Source organism: Paenibacillus lupini (assembly GCF_011761355.1).
GTDB lineage: Bacteria > Bacillota > Bacilli > Paenibacillales > Paenibacillaceae > Pristimantibacillus > Pristimantibacillus lupini.
Genome location: NZ_JAASRW010000003.1, coordinates 255,189 through 270,617, shown reverse-complemented (window position 1 = coordinate 270,617; position 15,429 = coordinate 255,189). Strand labels below are relative to the sequence as shown.

At 45.6% G+C, this 15,429-nt stretch carries 15 protein-coding genes; 4 read left to right on the top strand and 11 right to left on the bottom strand.

Annotation, left to right across the window (positions count from 1 at the left end; all coding sequences use genetic code 11):
- Positions 1 to 78: 78 nt before the first annotated feature.
- The gene (locus tag FHS17_RS10820; protein ID WP_167278422.1) at positions 79 to 1,797 is read right to left on the bottom strand and encodes an ABC transporter ATP-binding protein; all 1,719 of its coding nucleotides are present in this window, start codon (positions 1,795 to 1,797) and stop codon (positions 79 to 81) included.
- Positions 1,798 to 1,902: 105 nt separating this feature from the next.
- Positions 1,903 to 2,820, bottom strand: coding sequence for a tyrosine-type recombinase/integrase (locus FHS17_RS10815; RefSeq protein ID WP_167278421.1), 918 nt, complete (start codon positions 2,818 to 2,820; stop codon positions 1,903 to 1,905).
- 169 nt (positions 2,821 to 2,989) lie between these two features.
- Here FHS17_RS10815 and FHS17_RS10810 point away from each other — a divergent pair, with 169 nt between their 5' ends.
- Both FHS17_RS10810 and FHS17_RS10805 read left to right on the top strand, forming a co-directional pair.
- Positions 2,990 to 3,193 (top strand): cold-shock protein, encoded by a 204-nt coding sequence (locus tag FHS17_RS10810; protein WP_091188431.1) that lies wholly within the window; start codon positions 2,990 to 2,992, stop codon positions 3,191 to 3,193.
- A gap of 113 nt (positions 3,194 to 3,306) precedes the next feature.
- Positions 3,307 to 3,579 (top strand): HU family DNA-binding protein, encoded by a 273-nt coding sequence (locus FHS17_RS10805; RefSeq protein ID WP_091188432.1) that lies wholly within the window; start codon positions 3,307 to 3,309, stop codon positions 3,577 to 3,579.
- A 466-nt stretch (positions 3,580 to 4,045) separates the two neighbouring features.
- On the opposite strand, the gene infC is transcribed toward FHS17_RS10805, so the two are convergent.
- Positions 4,046 to 4,534 (bottom strand): translation initiation factor IF-3, encoded by a 489-nt coding sequence (gene infC, locus FHS17_RS10800; RefSeq protein ID WP_208420326.1) that lies wholly within the window; start codon positions 4,532 to 4,534, stop codon positions 4,046 to 4,048.
- A gap of 28 nt (positions 4,535 to 4,562) precedes the next feature.
- Positions 4,563 to 5,957, bottom strand: a complete 1,395-nt coding sequence (locus tag FHS17_RS10795) for an MATE family efflux transporter (protein ID WP_167278420.1) — start codon at positions 5,955 to 5,957, stop codon at positions 4,563 to 4,565.
- Positions 5,958 to 6,140: 183 nt separating this feature from the next.
- Here FHS17_RS10795 and FHS17_RS10790 point away from each other — a divergent pair, with 183 nt between their 5' ends.
- The gene (locus FHS17_RS10790; RefSeq protein ID WP_167278419.1) at positions 6,141 to 7,022 is read left to right on the top strand and encodes an AraC family transcriptional regulator; all 882 of its coding nucleotides are present in this window, start codon (positions 6,141 to 6,143) and stop codon (positions 7,020 to 7,022) included.
- A 30-nt stretch (positions 7,023 to 7,052) separates the two neighbouring features.
- Here FHS17_RS10790 and FHS17_RS10785 read toward each other — a convergent pair whose 3' ends face one another.
- Together FHS17_RS10785 and FHS17_RS10780 are read right to left on the bottom strand one after the other, a co-directional pair.
- Positions 7,053 to 8,498, bottom strand: coding sequence for a nicotinate phosphoribosyltransferase (locus FHS17_RS10785; RefSeq protein WP_167278418.1), 1,446 nt, complete (start codon positions 8,496 to 8,498; stop codon positions 7,053 to 7,055).
- Between the two features lie 101 nt (positions 8,499 to 8,599).
- On the bottom strand, positions 8,600 to 9,139 hold the full coding sequence (locus FHS17_RS10780; protein ID WP_167278417.1) for a VanZ family protein: 540 nt from the start codon (positions 9,137 to 9,139) through the stop codon (positions 8,600 to 8,602).
- 231 nt (positions 9,140 to 9,370) lie between these two features.
- Here FHS17_RS10780 and FHS17_RS30865 point away from each other — a divergent pair, with 231 nt between their 5' ends.
- A complete protein-coding gene (locus FHS17_RS30865) occupies positions 9,371 to 9,502 on the top strand; it encodes a hypothetical protein (protein WP_279590349.1) in 132 nt (43 codons plus the stop codon).
- Positions 9,503 to 9,575: 73 nt separating this feature from the next.
- Here the strand turns inward: FHS17_RS30865 and FHS17_RS10775 are convergent, their stop codons facing one another.
- From FHS17_RS10775 to FHS17_RS10755, 5 genes are all read right to left on the bottom strand, one after another.
- Positions 9,576 to 10,517, bottom strand: a complete 942-nt coding sequence (locus tag FHS17_RS10775; protein ID WP_167278416.1) for a copper amine oxidase N-terminal domain-containing protein — start codon at positions 10,515 to 10,517, stop codon at positions 9,576 to 9,578.
- A 231-nt stretch (positions 10,518 to 10,748) separates the two neighbouring features.
- Positions 10,749 to 11,540, bottom strand: a complete 792-nt coding sequence (locus tag FHS17_RS10770) for a hypothetical protein (protein WP_167278415.1) — start codon at positions 11,538 to 11,540, stop codon at positions 10,749 to 10,751.
- A 28-nt stretch (positions 11,541 to 11,568) separates the two neighbouring features.
- Positions 11,569 to 12,906, bottom strand: coding sequence for a UDP-glucose dehydrogenase family protein (locus FHS17_RS10765; protein WP_167278414.1), 1,338 nt, complete (start codon positions 12,904 to 12,906; stop codon positions 11,569 to 11,571).
- Between the two features lie 2 nt (positions 12,907 to 12,908).
- Entirely contained in the window at positions 12,909 to 13,997 is a 1,089-nt protein-coding gene (locus tag FHS17_RS10760; protein WP_167278413.1) for a hypothetical protein, read from the bottom strand.
- Complete coding sequence (locus FHS17_RS10755; protein WP_167278412.1) at positions 13,997 to 15,373, bottom strand: sugar phosphate nucleotidyltransferase; 1,377 nt, start codon at positions 15,371 to 15,373, stop codon at positions 13,997 to 13,999. Before FHS17_RS10755 ends, FHS17_RS10760 begins: the two co-directional genes overlap by 1 nt.
- Positions 15,374 to 15,429 lie beyond the last annotated feature (56 nt).

Genomic DNA, 15,429 nt, shown 5'->3' with positions numbered 1-15,429 from the left:
GAAACCAGTGTTATTCATTCTTTCATTTGCAACAAAAAATCCCCCATGAATGATTCACGGGGGATTACCTTTATGCCATTAAATCTTACCAAACTGCGCTTGGTGCAGACGGCTGTAAATACCACCTGTTGCCACAAGCTCTTCATGGAGGCCTTGCTCGGATATACCGTTCTCGGTCACCACCACGATGCGGTCGGCATTCTTAATCGTAGCAAGACGATGCGCGATAACTAGTGTTGTCCGGCCAACGGACAGCTCAGCGAGTGACTGCTGAATCGCTTGCTCCGTCTCGGTATCAAGCGCCGAAGTTGCTTCATCAAGGATCAGGATTGGCGGGTTCTTCAGGAACATCCGGGCAATCGCCATACGCTGTTTTTGACCGCCGGACAGCTTAACTCCCCGCTCTCCAACAACCGTATCCAGACCGTCAGGCTGGGAAGCAATGAACTCTTCTAATCTAGCACGGCGTGCTGCCTGCATAATGTCGGCTTCGGAAGCGCCAAGCTTACCGTACGAGATATTGTCTCGGATGGTACCAGCGAACAGGAACACATCCTGCTGAACAATACCGATCTGCTTACGAAGCGATTCCAGCTTCAGATCACGAAGATCATTGCCATCAACGGAGATGCTGCCTCCGCTAATTTCATAGAAGCGAGGAAGCAGGCTGCAGAGTGTTGTTTTACCCGCACCGGATGGTCCTACGAAAGCAACCGTCTCCCCTGCTTTAATCGACAGGCTAATATTATCGAGCACCTTCGCTTCGCCTTCATAGCCAAACGACACATTACGGTACTCAATATCACCATGCAGACGATCAACTTCCTTCGCATTAGGTGAATCTGCTACATCCGGCTCGGTCTCAAGCAGCTCCACATAACGGCGGAAGCCTGCGATACCACGCGGATAGCTTTCGATAACGGCATTAATCTTCTCAATTGGCTTAAAGAAGATGTTCGTCATCAGGACGAAGGCTACGAATTCGCCATACAGCAGATCGCCTTCAATAACATACCAAGTACCAGCCAGCAGCACGAACAGCGTCACGAGTCTCATCAGCATGTACGTAATGGACGAGTTAAACCCGATGATTTTGTACGAGATCAGCTTCGCCATACGGAATCGGCTGTTATTCCCTTCGAACAGCTTGCTCTCATGCTTCTCGTTCGAGAACGCCTGCACAACGCGGATACCACCAACGGTATCTTCAACGCGGGCATTAAAGTCCGCCATATCGCCGAAGAGGCGATCAGCAGCTTTAGTCATTTTTCCATTGAAATAGAGAACGAGCAAAATAATGATCGGCACAACAATGAAGGTCATAATCGTCAGTGGCAAATTAATAAACGCCATAATGCCAAACGCACCAACCAGTGTCATCACCGCAATAAACATATCCTCGGGACCATGATGGGCTACTTCCCCGATCTCGAACAAGTCGTTCGTCATACGGGAGATCAGATGGCCAGTCTTCGTATTATCGAAGAAACGGAAGCTCAGCTTCTGCACATGATCGAACAGCTTCTTACGCATATCCGTCTCAATATTGATCCCAAGCATATGCCCCCAATAGGTGACAACAAAGGACAAGAACGTATTCAGCACGTAGACTGCAAGCAGAATCGCACATGCGCCAATGATATACTTCAGGTTCCCTTCCGGAAGAAGTGTATCAATAACATGGCTGACAGCCAGCGGGAAGCATAATTCCAATACAGCAAGAATAACCGCACAGCAGAAATCGAGTAAGAATAACTTGCGATAAGGCCTATAATAAGCAAAAAACTTCTTAAGCATTTAGTACTCCCTTTTAACTAATTGATAACCATTATCATATACAGGATGCACAAGACTGTCAATTATACAGGGTTTACCTATCTCGCGTACATCGTTCTCATCCCCTTATTGCAAAGCTGTTTTTTCTACTTCCGATTGCAGATCCGAACGAGTCGTCTTTGCGTAATTCATCGTTGTGTCCAGTCTATCGTGTCCCATAATTTGCGCCAGGCGGTGCAACGGGGTGTTTGCTGCCATCACGTAACCGAACCGGTGCCGTAGATCGTGAGCGCTCAAACCTTCGAGCTGCGCCGATTTCATGTATTTTTGAATCGCATGGCGTAAAGCTCGTTCGGTTAATCGATCGCCAGTTTTCTCCGATGGAAACAGATAAGGACTATCCGAAGGAAGGACTGTGAGATATTTTTCTAAAGCAGCTCTGCAGGTAGCGTTCAAAGGTACTTCCCGCTGTTTATTCCGTTTTCCAGATCGAACCGTTAACTGACCGTCTTGTTTACCGAGTTGAATATCTTCGAGAGCCAGATCGCATACTTCCATTGTTCGTAAGCCCGTGTGAAGCATCACGATAATAATCGTCTGATCCCGAATGGAACCGCCGTGCTCTGCCGCAGCGATCAATGCAGCTTCTTCTTTGTCTGTCATCTGCCTGGGACTTACCTTTTCTTCCGGAAGCAATTTGACCGGCTTCGCAGGGTCGCGGCGAATCTTTGATTCCAACAAGGCCCATTCGAAAAAACGTTTCAGGGTTATTAGCCGCCGGTTAATGGTCGCCGGTTTCAATTCCATTACCTTTTGAGTGGCTTCCCGGTATCTTGTTAGTGTTGGAGTAGTGACTTCTTCAATTCGAAATATCACTTCATCCTCTTGGTCGCCGGATGTCTCAAACCAACCGATGAAGTGTTTCAGATCGCTTGCGTATTCCTTTAGCGTTTTGGGATTCAAATCTTCGTTGGTAGTGAGAGCGTGAATGAAGTCGTGAATCGTCTGCTCCCCCTGTTTAGAAATCCCGGTCGTTCCACTCATTAGTGAGACCTCCAAATATTGACTTACATTAGCGGACATGGTACTCTTATATTAATCAATACATTAGCGGACATCAAGTACGAATTCTGAATATGCCTAATAACCGCTAATCTTAATTAGTGGCCATTGATATGATTGTGTTTAATAATTTAATTTTTGGAGGAATCCTATGCAAACAGGTACAGTTAAATGGTTTAATGCTGAAAAAGGCTTCGGTTTTATCGAGATTGAAGACGGAAACGATGTATTCGTTCATTTCAGCGCGATTGAGGGTGATGGTTACAAGTCGTTGGATGAAGGTCAACGCGTCCAGTTCAATGTAGCCCAAGGCAATCGTGGACCACAGGCTGAAAATGTTTCTAAACTTTATTAAATCTTTAGAGCTGCCCTAAACGTGGGGTAGCTTTTTGTTTATTCCTGCTTTTACATCCATGCACGAGGACTGTCATTTAAATAATTAAAACAATATAAGCGGAGGTATCCTAAATGAACAAAGAACAATTGATCGAAGATGTGGCTAAATCTAGTGGATTTTCAAAAAAGAATGCTGAAAAAGCAGTAACACATGTGCTGGACTCGATTTTTGAAGCACTAAAGCAAGGCAAAGAAGTTCAGCTAGTTGGCTTCGGAAAATTTAATGTCCGTAATCGTGAAGCGCGCCTGGGAAGAAGCCGCATAACCGGTGAAGAGGTGGAACTTCCGGCAGGTAAAGTTCCTGTATTTACGGCAGGAATCACTCTGAAAAAAGCTTTAAATTAAGCTTAATATCACCAAATGCTAATATAAAATAAAGATGTTACAACATCAGAAAAGCGGTTTTTTATAAGTACACATGATTCGAACGTTAGTGTCGTATTTTCTACCATGGATGACATTATTAATTTTTACACCAAACAGAGTTTGCAGAGAAAAGCAGCCAATCTGAGCAATTTAAAGAATGATACAAGCAAGGAAAGGGATGATTTATCATTATTTACAACCGACCAGTAAGGACAATTAAGAAGAGTTCGTGGTTGATAATGATTTCCTGCGTTTTTTCTTCATTTTTCTTCACTGTTTGGGGGGGATGCCTTTTGTTTGGTTGCCTCCTTTACTTGGCCTTTTCGAATCGAAAGGTCAGAAGCCACTTGGTGAGTTTAGGGTTTCGGGGTCTCAAAGGATAAACAAAAGGCAGATCGTAGTTTCTTACGATCTGCCTTATTTCATTGCCTGTTTCAGTAAACAATTATACAGGGTTTACCTGTACCGTTGCCTGCTTGCCGCTCAGCTGAATTCCTGACTGTTTGGTGCCATAGGACTTGAGGTCAGTTAGCAGCTGTTCCAGCAGCTCCTTCGCCTTCGCTCCCTCTTTGCCTTGAATCCGAATAACGAGCTGAACCGCGTTGCCGGATTCCAGCAGCTTCACGGCCTGCCGCTGCTTCGTCTCATAATCATGCTGCTCGATATCTACGCTAAGCCGAAGCTCCTTCACTTTCGTCGGCTGATCCTTCAATCTCTCTTCGCGCTTCTGCTGACTCGCTTGCTGCTTCGCACCACCGCGAATAATCAGCTTACATGGCGGCGGGCTGCTCATCAGCGATTCGCATACGAGATCCACCTTCAGCTGCTTCGCCATAGCAAGCGCCTCATCCCGCGACACGATCCCAAGGTCTTCACCGTCAAGACCGGTGAGACGCACCTCGGCTGCTTTTATTTTCTCATTCATAATCATCATTGTACTTGTTACCCCCGTCTATTATCTGTTAGATCTCTACTGTTGCTGTCGAACTGTTTGATCCGCTTGATGAGCTCGCACTCGCCTTAACGGTCGCTTTCTCCATAAACTTCTTCTGTCTCCACCGCTTAAGCACCCATAACCCGCGAAGATATTCGTCCAATATCATACAAGCATAGATGCCAACGAGCCCCCAGCCAAGTGTAATACCAAAAATATAGGAAAGAACAGTCGCAATCAGCGTCATGGAAGTGACCGATGTCCACATGACATACCGAGTATCACCTACCGCGTTCAGCGCATTGCCAATGCCCATGTTGAGCATTTTACCAGGCTGCAGCAAGAGATTCATACCGAGGAGCGTTCCCCCTAGCGCGATAATCTCCGGATCCTTCGTGAAGATCTCGAGCAGCTTGCCCCCGATCAGATACAATACCAGCGCATTCACCGTCACGATAGCAAGACCAATCCATAATGCACGGTACGAGGTCTTATAAGCATCCTGCACCTTACCTGCACCGAATAGATGTGCGATCATAATCTGGAGCGCCAGCGCAAGGGAGTAGCCCAGCATGAAGCAGAACGACTCTAATGTATTCATATAAGTACGTGCCGACAGCTCATTAGCCCCAAGCTGCGCGATATACGTATAGATCAATAATTGAGAGAACACCCAGCACGACATGTTAATGCCTAGCGGCCAGCCAATCTTCAGTATCTCCTTAAACAGCTTGCGATCGAACAGCTTGAAGTCTCTTAATGTAATCTGGCGTTCGAAGGCACTAAGGAACATGATCAGCAGTACAATAATCGCAAGCAAACGGCTGATGTCTGTCGATAGAGCTACCCCTTTGAGTCCCCACTCCGGAAACCCGAATTTGCCGAAAATAAACGCATAGTTCATGCCGACATGAATGATGTTCATGCCAATGGCTGTATACATCGGGCCTTTCGTATTGCCCGTATTACGAATCGCATTACTGAGGGCTGCCATAATCGCAACCAGGAACATCCCGCCGCCAACGATCGAAATGTACGTTTTCGCAAGTGGCAGCAATTCATCCGGAAGCTGCAGCAATGAAGCAATCTGCCCCGGCATCAGGTACAGCAGCAAGCTGATCCCAACACCAATAATGGCGCTGACTTTTACGGACATAATCGCGATTGTTCTGGCATCTTCATTTTGCCGTGAACCAAGCCGCTGCGCAATCAGAATACCTGCCCCACTCGCTACCGTCATGAACAATGTCATTAAAGCGCTGAACAGCTGGGTGGAGAAACCAACAACTGCAACCGCATTGTCTGAGATCTTGCTGACCTGCAGGGTATCGGCTGCCCCTAATAGAAATTGTAAGAATAACTCAATAAAAATCGGCCAAGCCAGCATCCATAGCGAAAACTTATTCCGTTCACGCTTTTGCATGATACAAATCCTCCCGAGCGCTGCAGCCGATAAAAAAAGGTAACGGCAACCAGATACGCCACTATAATAGTAAATTCGAATGTCTTTTCATATTATAGATGCTATACTTCGGATATTGTATTAGTTTTACAACCGAAACTTTCAAAATTCAAACCTCCATGAGGCTTATAAAAAGGTGCCACTATGACACTATTTCACTTTACCGTTCCACCCCTTCCGCACTATATTGCATCTGGCTACACCGAGACGTCTGCAGGGTTCAAGCATCCAAGCCGGCATCGGATTCAAGTGTTCGATCTGCTTGTTGTGACGGAGGGCTGTCTCTTTATGGGGGAAGGCGAATCATCGTTTGAGGTACGGGCAGGAGAGGCTTTAATTCTAGCTCCGGACAATCATCATTACGCGACAAAAGAATGCGAAGAGGCCTCCGCCTATTACTGGCTTCACTTCCAGACAACAGGATACTGGGCCGCTTCGGAGGAATATGCGCCAAGGATAATCCAGGGCAGGGAGCCCCATGGTTTAAATCCCCAAATTTTCACTACACAAACTTTCATCAAGCAGGTTCCGCAATACACCAAGCTGCTGCAGCCGGCCAAAGTGATTGAACAAATCCAGCAGCTGATGGAGCTTGGTCATGGCAACCATCTGAGCAGCGTAAGCTGGAAGCAGCAGATCATTTTCCAGGAGATTATGGAGCAATTGTCGGCTTCTATTGAGATGCAAGGCTCGACGCCTACCTTACAATGTGCAGAGCTTGCCGCTTCTTACTTAAGGAAGAATTACCGCGAGGATATTACCGCTCAGCAGCTTGGCGAGAGCATCAACTTCCATCCGGTCTACATCGCTAGATGTATGCAGAAGGAATTTGGCTGCTCTCCATTCGACTTCCTGCTCCGCTTCCGGATCCAGCAGTCGAAGCTGGTGCTTCTGCAGACGAATTACACCATCGCGCGTATTGCCGAAGAGGTCGGCTTTAACTCAGCGGCTTACTTCACGTCTTGTTTTGCCAAATACGAGGGCATCAGCCCGCGCAAATACCGCCAGCGCTTCTCACACGGCTGACGGTATATTCGATCTCTGAGATCGCTATTGCTACTGCTGATGCGACTTAATAAGCTCCATCTTGACCTGCCAAGCCTGCTCGCTGAGATGGACCGGATAGAGATCCGGGTTCAGCTTACGCAAAATCTCCGGTCGGAACAAACTAAGCTGCTGCTCATGATAGCTGCGAATTTGCTCCAGCGGAGGCAGCTTGTACACAATCTCACCTTGTACCACAATTGGCTTCAGGAGCGGCACCGCTTCATAATCGTTCACATAGCGGTGGATATACGGATGAATCGGGTCAAACAGCTTGATTCGCCCGCCTTGCTGCATATCTGTTTCATTGGAAAGAGAGATGTAGTCCGCTTCCGCAAGACCTGTACTGCGGTTCATAATCCGGTACACATTCTTCTTGCCGGGAGCGGATACTTTCTCGGGATTAGCTGAGATTTTGATAACCGGTATGTATTCCCCGTTCCGCTCACGGGCGGTCAGCTTGTACACACCGCCAAGCGATGGCTGATCAGCCGCTGTAATGAGCTGCGTGCCAACACCCCAAGTATCAATCTTGGCTCCTTGTGCTTTCAGGTTAAAGATGAGTGTCTCATCCAGATCATTCGAAGCAACGATCTTCGCATCCTGCAGCCCCGCTGCATCAAGCAGCTTACGCGCTTCCTTGGAAAGGTATGCAAGGTCGCCGCTGTCGAGCCGTATACCAGCCAGCCGTTTGCCTACACTCTCGAGCCAATGTGCCGTCTTAATCGCATTTGGCACCCCGCTCCTCAGCGTATCGTATGTATCAACGAGAAGTGTTACCCCGTCAGGCAGCGCCTGGGCATACGCAAGGAAAGCTTCCTCCTCTGATTCATGCCCCTGCACCCACGAGTGGGCATGTGTACCCTTCGTCGGGATTCCAAACATCATTCCGGCATGCATATTCGATGTCGCATGGAAGCCCGCAATATAAGCTGCCCTTGCGCCCCATACTGCTGCATCCGCTTCCTGCGCACGCCGCGTGCCGAACTCCAATAAGATATCACCTGCTGCTACCTGCTTAATCCGGGAGGCTTTGGTCGCGATCAGCGTCTGGTAGTTCATGAAGTTAAGCAGAGCTGTCTCAATAAGCTGCGTCTCGAAAATCGTTCCCTCTACCCGTATAATCGGCTCATTCGGGAAGACAAGCGAGCCTTCCTCCACCGCATGAATCGTACCCTTGAACTGGAACCGGCGCAGCAGCTCGAGGAAAGCCGGATCATAATTCTCCTCCTGCTTCGCGAGATACGAGAGCTCCTCTACCCCAAACTGTAGATGACGGATGAAATCCACAATTCTCTCCAGCCCGGCAAAGACCGCATACCCATTCCCGAACGGCAGCTTGCGGAAGAATGCCTCGAAAACCGCCCCCTCACCATCCGTCCCACTCTTCCAATGCGCATACATCATATTAATCTGATATTTATCGGTATGAAGCGTTAAGTTATTCGCACTATTCACTGCTCGTGTACACACTCCCCAAGTAAAATCTCTATTCACAGCATATCCATTTCCAGCAAAAACAACAGCCTCCCGCTTCAATCAGCGAAAGGCTGCTGCCTTTAGAACTTTCTGACGAATCGGTATTCCGACCGGCGCCGTCTGCGATCTAAGAAATAGCTAATGGTGATACAAACGATAATGCCAATACACGCACCTGTCGAATCTACGATCACATCCGTTGGATTCCCGGTCCGTCCAACCGAGCTGAGCTGATTCCGTTCATCCAGCGCTGCGGTTCCTGCGGTGAGGATGAGCGACATGATGACCGGCAGCACCATCTGTCTGCGGCCCATTAACGCACGAATCAGCATATAGAGGGCAGCAGCCAGCACAGCGTACATAAACACATGAGCTCCTTTGCGGAATAAGAACTCTACGAATCCGTAAGGATCTTCTTTGGCTACGACTGTAACTCCCCGATATGTTATTGAAGTGTTAGGAAGGGACTCTGCTAACTGCTCTTTCGCTACCCACTTATTCAAGGTTGGTTTGATGCTTTGTTGATTATACGATTCTGAAGATAATGTAAATATAAAAAATATCCAACATATTACGACAAAAAACCATAAAATAGTATTTTTTTTATCTTTTTTCAACATTAATCTTCAACACTCCTTCGACACTATCCGATCCACCCTTATTCTTTCTCTGGTCTGTTATTGTAGCAGATCTATGAAGGAAATGGAAATCCATAGAGAAATAGTGGAAATTCAATACTTTGGTATTATTAAAATGATCTAATAGTCCTATAAACTCTTGTTTTCATCATCCATTCTTTGTTATTATTATATAAGAAAAAACATTAGAAAAATGCTAGAGGAGGTTAGAGAATGGCTGGTTATTTAATGTTCTCCGAGGTTTGGACACCATTCAAGATGGTAGGCATCCGAGTATTTAAAGACGAGAACGGCGCCTATTGGTACAAATACAGAAACAACAAGCGCTCACGGCTATTCAGATAACTCATCATGGACTTATACAGTCATATACATAGCAAAAAAACTCCCCCGACGATTGTCGGGGGAGTTTCTATTATTACTTCAACGATGCAGCAACCAGATTAACATAGGCCATATCATCTGCATATTTCTTATCATATGCCGCAATGATTTCCAAGCTATAACCATACTTCGTCAATTCGGCTGTAACGTCGGCTTTAAGCTTATTGAAATCAACGTTACACTTGGCGATTTCTTGCTGCCCTTGGGCTTTCAGACTATCCTTCACCGTTTGATCTGTCGCCGCTTGATATTGCGTAAGCAGGCTGCCCAGTGAAACTATGCAACTATTCTCTAGCGAAGTAAGTTTAGCAGATCCTGCCGCTTCGATTGACTCTTTAGTAGGCTTCGTATTATCTACTGGATCAGTGCCGCCTGTACCGCCACCGGTATTGCCACCAGTTGTACCGCCACCAGCTTGCGCCGCTTTGTATGCCGCGGATTCACCAGTGATGCTGTTTGTCTTCTGATCCCACTTAATATCTGTGCCTACCGCTTCAGACATGAAGCGCAGAGGAACATAGATGCTATTGTTATACGAATAGAGCGACTGACCAGTAGGAAGAGCTTTCGACTGTCCATCGAACACGAGTGTTGCTTGAACCGGCTTAATCGTTAAGCTCTTACCAGCTTCCGGCTGCTTACCGCCAGCTGCCGCACCCGCAAGCAGCTTCGCAAGAGATTCCTTCTCCGCAGCTGTTGGCTCAGATACAGTTACTTTAGATGTCTTCTGATCCCATTTCACTGATTTCTGCAGCGCGTAAGAGATGAACCGAATCGGAATATAAGTGCGGTTCTGATAAATGAAAGCATATTGTCCGTCTGGCAGTAAGAGTGATTGTCCGTCAAACTGCAGGCTAACGGCTTGTGTCTTGATATTGACTGAGGTACTTGCACTTGCAGCACCTGCCGTAAGCGGCAGGACGGTACATAATGCTACAATTAAGAGCATTAATGTGTAATGGCGTAGATTTTTCATTAAATTGATTCTCCTCTTATTTATGATTTAATAGCTTTAGCAATAGCACTGATTGCGGATGCCCGTACACTTTGCTTATTTGCTTCATACTTGGCATTCCAATCCGGCATCGCGGAGCTATCAATACCTGCGTCAGCATAACTAGAGGCCGCTTGGCTCATGATGCTCTGGAACTGTGTATCACATGAGCCCTCGGCATCCATTACTTTCCCTAGAAACTTACTCTGTAGATCAGCTAAAGATACGCCATCTGCACTTCCGACAATTTGATTCAGAATGGTGTTGCTCTTGGCTTTGCAAGAGCTGGATAGTCAGCTTAGACTCAGTTTGTGAGTCAATTGCTTGCTTCGTTTTCTTTTGATCGGAGGCGAGCTCTACTGCTGGCTTCTTGTCTGGCTCTGCTGGCTTTTCTTCCTGCTTAACACTGGAGTCAGTAGGTTTCGTTGAACCATTAGAAGACTGCTGGCTCATTTTTTTCCACTCTGCATTATGTTCCTTGATCTTCTCAGGATCTCTTTCACCAACCCATTCGATTGGAAAATCGGGATTAAGAATATTAAGTGCAATACCATATTCAGTGGTGATGGATTTTAACAATTGAATTTCTTCTTCCGAGAGCTTAGATAATAACAACTCGCGAATTTTTGTTTTCTCTTCAATTGATAAATCTGTCGTGGCATTACCTTGAAGGTAAGAGATCTGTTTTAGACTTAATCCAGAATTCATAAGAATAGCTACAACATCAAGGGCATCTGCACTATCGATCTTTTGCCCACCTATTAGCTGACTCGCCTTCTCAACGGGCTTTTCAATAATAGCCGGCAACTTAGTCACTGGCTTCTCACCAGAATCAGCAGTTTCGCTACTGTGACGTGAGGCAATATCCTCAATATCAATGCTCTTGATATAATAGTAGGCTATTCCTGTGAAGATCAAAGCCAAAATAACAAAAAATGAAGCGGTACCTATCACCCACTTCATCCACGGTTTTAGCTTTTTCTTTTTTGTTTTTTTCTGAGACATATCCTTAATGACCTGCCTATTCATAATTTTAGAAGGATAAGATCGGATTCGTTTCTTTCACACCATTGTTCATCTTCGGACGACCAATCGAGTAGTAAGCGAAAGGCGTTGCTTCCAGATCCTCTTCCTTATAAATATTTCTACCATCAATCAGATTAGGTGTCTTTAGCCATTTTTGAATATCTGTCAATGGAATATCAATAAACTCTTTCCACTCTGTAAGAATACAAAGTGCATCTGCATCTTGAGCAGCTTCCTGAGCAGACTCGCAGTATTGTACTTCGGAACGTTTAAAGATCTTCTCGAAGTTATTAGAAGCAATCGGGTCATAAGCTTTTATTTGTGCTCCCCGCTCCAATAACGCTTCAATAATCTCAAAGGCTGGTGCATCTCGCACATCATCGGTTTCCGGCTTGAATGCCAATCCCCAGATACCAATGGTCCGCCCAGCAACATCCCCTAATAGATCATCTAGCTTACGAATCACATTAAACCGTTGATCACGATTGACCTCCACTACGGACTTCAGCAGCTTAAAGTCATAATCCATCTGCCCAGCAATTTGAATAAGAGCTTGCGTATCTTTCGGGAAGCAGGATCCACCGTATCCAATGCCCGCCTTCAAGAAAGAAGAACCAATCCTCCGATCCATCCCCATACCTTTCGCAACTTCCTCTACGTCTGCCCCTACCTTTTCACAGATATTGGCGATCTCATTAATGAAGGAGATCTTAGTTGCAAGGAATGCATTTGAAGCATATTTAATCATTTCCGAGCTACGTACATCTGTAATTGTGATTTGATCGGTTAGTGGTCTGTGTAGCTCAGTAAGCAGCTCCGCCGCTCGATCACTTGCCGTCCCGATAATAATGCGGTCAGGATTAAGCGTATCCCGCACAGCCGTTCCTTCTCGTAAGAATTCCGGAACTGAGGCGAAATCGAATGAAGCTACTGAGTGATTTCTAATAATGTCGGCAACCTTCTCATTCGTCCCTACTGGCACCGTACTCTTTACAACTACCACTTTATAATCATCAATAGCTCGCCCGATCTCTTCTGCAGCCTGTTCGATGTATGCTAGGTTTGCCTTTCCATCCGGCAATGAAGGCGTTCCTACCGCGATAATAATAATTTCTGAGCTGCTGACCGCAGCAGCCAAATCTGTCGTAAAAGACAAGCGCCCCGCGGCAGTATTACTAGCAATGAGCTCCTTAAGACCTGGTTCGTGAATTGGGACTTCACCATTATTCAATAATTCAATTTTTGATGCGGCATTATCTACGCAGATGACCTCATTGCCAAGCTCTGAGAAACATACCCCCGAGACTAAGCCAACATAACCAGTACCAATAACAGCTAGCTTCATCCTCATCCACTCCTTACAATTTGATTGAGATAAGCAACAATCTGAGTGATTTCATTCCTTAGCTGCTTATCTGCAAATGAGTACTCTCTATTTATAAGGTCTTGCATATTACCCCCTATTAACTGCTCCCACTCTGCCATTTGGTAGGGGTGAATAGACTGAAGAACTCGAATCGTATTCTCATCTTCCCTCATCGAACTTCGATGCAGCAGGATCAGCGGTTTCTGAAGTACAACGGCTTCACCAACCGTACTCCATCCAGGCTTACTTATAACAAAATCTGATGCAGCTACGTAATTCTGCGACTCTGTATAAGAAGCCGGAATAGATATGACGTTCTCATGAGTGACCTTCATATTGCTCGATACAATAAAGAGATAATCTTTGTTCTTCCAAAGCTTCATCTCGGCAAGGTCCTGTACATTTATACTCATTCCAATGCCGAAATAGACGATTCTCTTCCTGTTACCAGGGTTAATCGTCTGTTGGATTCTAATAACTTCTCGCTGATCTATTTCTCTGCTGAAGAAACCCACTTGCAATGAACCTCTTCTACCCCATTCAGGTTCATCTGCTCCTTCCAAGCAAATGAAGTAATCCATCATAGAGTATGCTTTGTATAGAGGTAATAAAGCAGACCGTTCAATCATTTCTTGATAAGCGGTATACCATGTGAAATTAGACAGTCCAACTGATGTCACCTCAGCCTTATTGGCTGCAACAAATGCAATTGGAGAAATGTCCGAGATAACGAGATCCACTTCGTTTGTGCGTAGAAAATCCACCTCCCGAGCAACCTCTAGAGATAGGGCCATCATATACTCGTTGTACTTTGTTCTAAAAGCCGGCAAATCTGGTTCAATTGTTCCGACCTTTAGGACATAGCCAACATCTGAAATGCAACTACGATAGACAATAACCCCATGATGCTCGTGTAACGAAGTTCGCAAGAAAGACAACACATTGTCAGAGGAACAAACGATAATCCGATAACTACTGCTTGCTTGACGAAGTAAGGTACGAATAACAGCGATACTGCGAGTGGCATGACCATACCCATAATCGGAGATATAATAGGCGATTGTCTGCATTATCTCATCGATATATTAAGGCAATGTTCGGTCATTTCTGACCATGTCGAATACAATTCCATTACCTTATCCTCTTCCGAGTAACCGCTATGAACAACAATCATCTCCATGTCCGTAATGGCTTTCAGACCATGCAGAGTCTTAATAGGAATATGCAGTACGTTACCAGCCTTCACCTTCATTGGAACTCCGTTCTGAACGAATTCCCCTTCACCCTTCACAACAGTCCATACCTCTTCTCGATACAGATGCATGAGATAATTAAGGTTTTTGCCTTCTTTAATAGCAATCCGTTTCGTAATAACCGTGCGGCCATCCTCATAACGCTCGTCATCCAGGATCCGCGCCCAACCCCATTCTCTCTCTTCGAACATCGGTCCTTGATCGTAATTAATGAAATCTTTAATCCGTGGGCTGGAACTCTTATCTGTGACAAGAATTCCATCGGGACTCACGGCAACAACTACATTGGATACCCCAAGAATAGTAACCGGTATTTCGAGTTCATTAACCAGATGCGTATTGATACAATCCTCACTGATTGTCCCTCGCCCAATCTGATTCTGTCCCATCTCTTCCGTTAGCGTATTCCAAGTACCAAGGTCCTTCCAATAACCATCATAAGGTACTACTACGATGTTTTTTGTCTTCTCAACAACCTCATAATCAAAGCTTATCTTAGGCAGCTCATGATATTGCTCTACAAGCTGCTCGTATTGCAATGGATATCCCTTTTCCTTCAGGATGTTAATGAGATATCCCAGTTTAAAGGAGAAAACCCCGCAGTTCCATAATGCTTGTTTTTCAATTAATCCGACAGCCGCTTCTTCTGAAGGCTTCTCTTGAAAATGACTAACTTTTAGTACACCATTAGTCGCAGAATATCCGTTCTCAGGAATGATGTAACCGTACTTTGCAGAAGGGTACGTTGGCTTTACTCCAATAAGTGCTAAATCAGCCTTTGTTGTCTGGATAGTCTCTTCTAACTGTTTAACGGCATAAAAAAAGTGGCCCTCCACATAAGGGTCCACTGGTAAAATTGCTATGACTTCATCCAAGTCCACATTGGCTACTGAGTATAAATACGAAGCTGTTAAAGCAATAGCCGGGAATGTATCTCTACGTTCAGGCTCGATAATAAGCGGTACTGATGATCCGATCTGATTATGCATCATCTCAATTTGAGCTTTGCCGGTTGCGATATAACTCGAATCCGCAAAACCGCTCTTACTGATCTGTTCCCATACACGCTGTACCATGGATACGAGCATTTGTTCTTCGTTTTCTAATACTTTCAGAAACTGTTTGGACCGGGCATCGTTAGATAACGGCCAGAGACGCTTGCCTGAGCCGCCCGAAAGAAGTACTAACTTCATTTTATCCCCCCGAAAAGAAGGCTATTTCGCCAAAGTATATTAATAAATTTTCTTTG

What these genes read in the sequence shown, in the direction of transcription:
- infC (WP_208420326.1), bottom strand. Translation starts at nt 4,534, where the DNA reads ATGATGATTATGAATGAGAAAATAAAAGCAGCCGAGGTGCGTCTCACC.
- FHS17_RS10760 (WP_167278413.1), bottom strand. Translation starts at nt 13,997, where the DNA reads ATGCAGACAATCGCCTATTATATCTCCGATTATGGGTATGGTCATGCC.
- FHS17_RS10805 (WP_091188432.1), top strand. Translation starts at nt 3,307, where the DNA reads ATGAACAAAGAACAATTGATCGAAGATGTGGCTAAATCTAGTGGATTT.
- FHS17_RS10770 (WP_167278415.1), bottom strand. Translation starts at nt 11,540, where the DNA reads ATGTCTCAGAAAAAAACAAAAAAGAAAAAGCTAAAACCGTGGATGAAG.
- FHS17_RS10795 (WP_167278420.1), bottom strand. Translation starts at nt 5,957, where the DNA reads ATGCAAAAGCGTGAACGGAATAAGTTTTCGCTATGGATGCTGGCTTGG.
- FHS17_RS10755 (WP_167278412.1), bottom strand. Translation starts at nt 15,373, where the DNA reads ATGAAGTTAGTACTTCTTTCGGGCGGCTCAGGCAAGCGTCTCTGGCCG.
- FHS17_RS10810 (WP_091188431.1), top strand. Translation starts at nt 2,990, where the DNA reads ATGCAAACAGGTACAGTTAAATGGTTTAATGCTGAAAAAGGCTTCGGT.
- FHS17_RS10775 (WP_167278416.1), bottom strand. Translation starts at nt 10,517, where the DNA reads ATGAAAAATCTACGCCATTACACATTAATGCTCTTAATTGTAGCATTA.
- FHS17_RS10790 (WP_167278419.1), top strand. Translation starts at nt 6,141, where the DNA reads ATGACACTATTTCACTTTACCGTTCCACCCCTTCCGCACTATATTGCA.
- FHS17_RS10765 (WP_167278414.1), bottom strand. Translation starts at nt 12,906, where the DNA reads ATGAAGCTAGCTGTTATTGGTACTGGTTATGTTGGCTTAGTCTCGGGG.
- FHS17_RS10780 (WP_167278417.1), bottom strand. Translation starts at nt 9,139, where the DNA reads ATGTTGAAAAAAGATAAAAAAAATACTATTTTATGGTTTTTTGTCGTA.
- FHS17_RS10820 (WP_167278422.1), bottom strand. Translation starts at nt 1,797, where the DNA reads ATGCTTAAGAAGTTTTTTGCTTATTATAGGCCTTATCGCAAGTTATTC.
- FHS17_RS30865 (WP_279590349.1), top strand. Translation starts at nt 9,371, where the DNA reads ATGGCTGGTTATTTAATGTTCTCCGAGGTTTGGACACCATTCAAGATG.
- FHS17_RS10815 (WP_167278421.1), bottom strand. Translation starts at nt 2,820, where the DNA reads ATGAGTGGAACGACCGGGATTTCTAAACAGGGGGAGCAGACGATTCAC.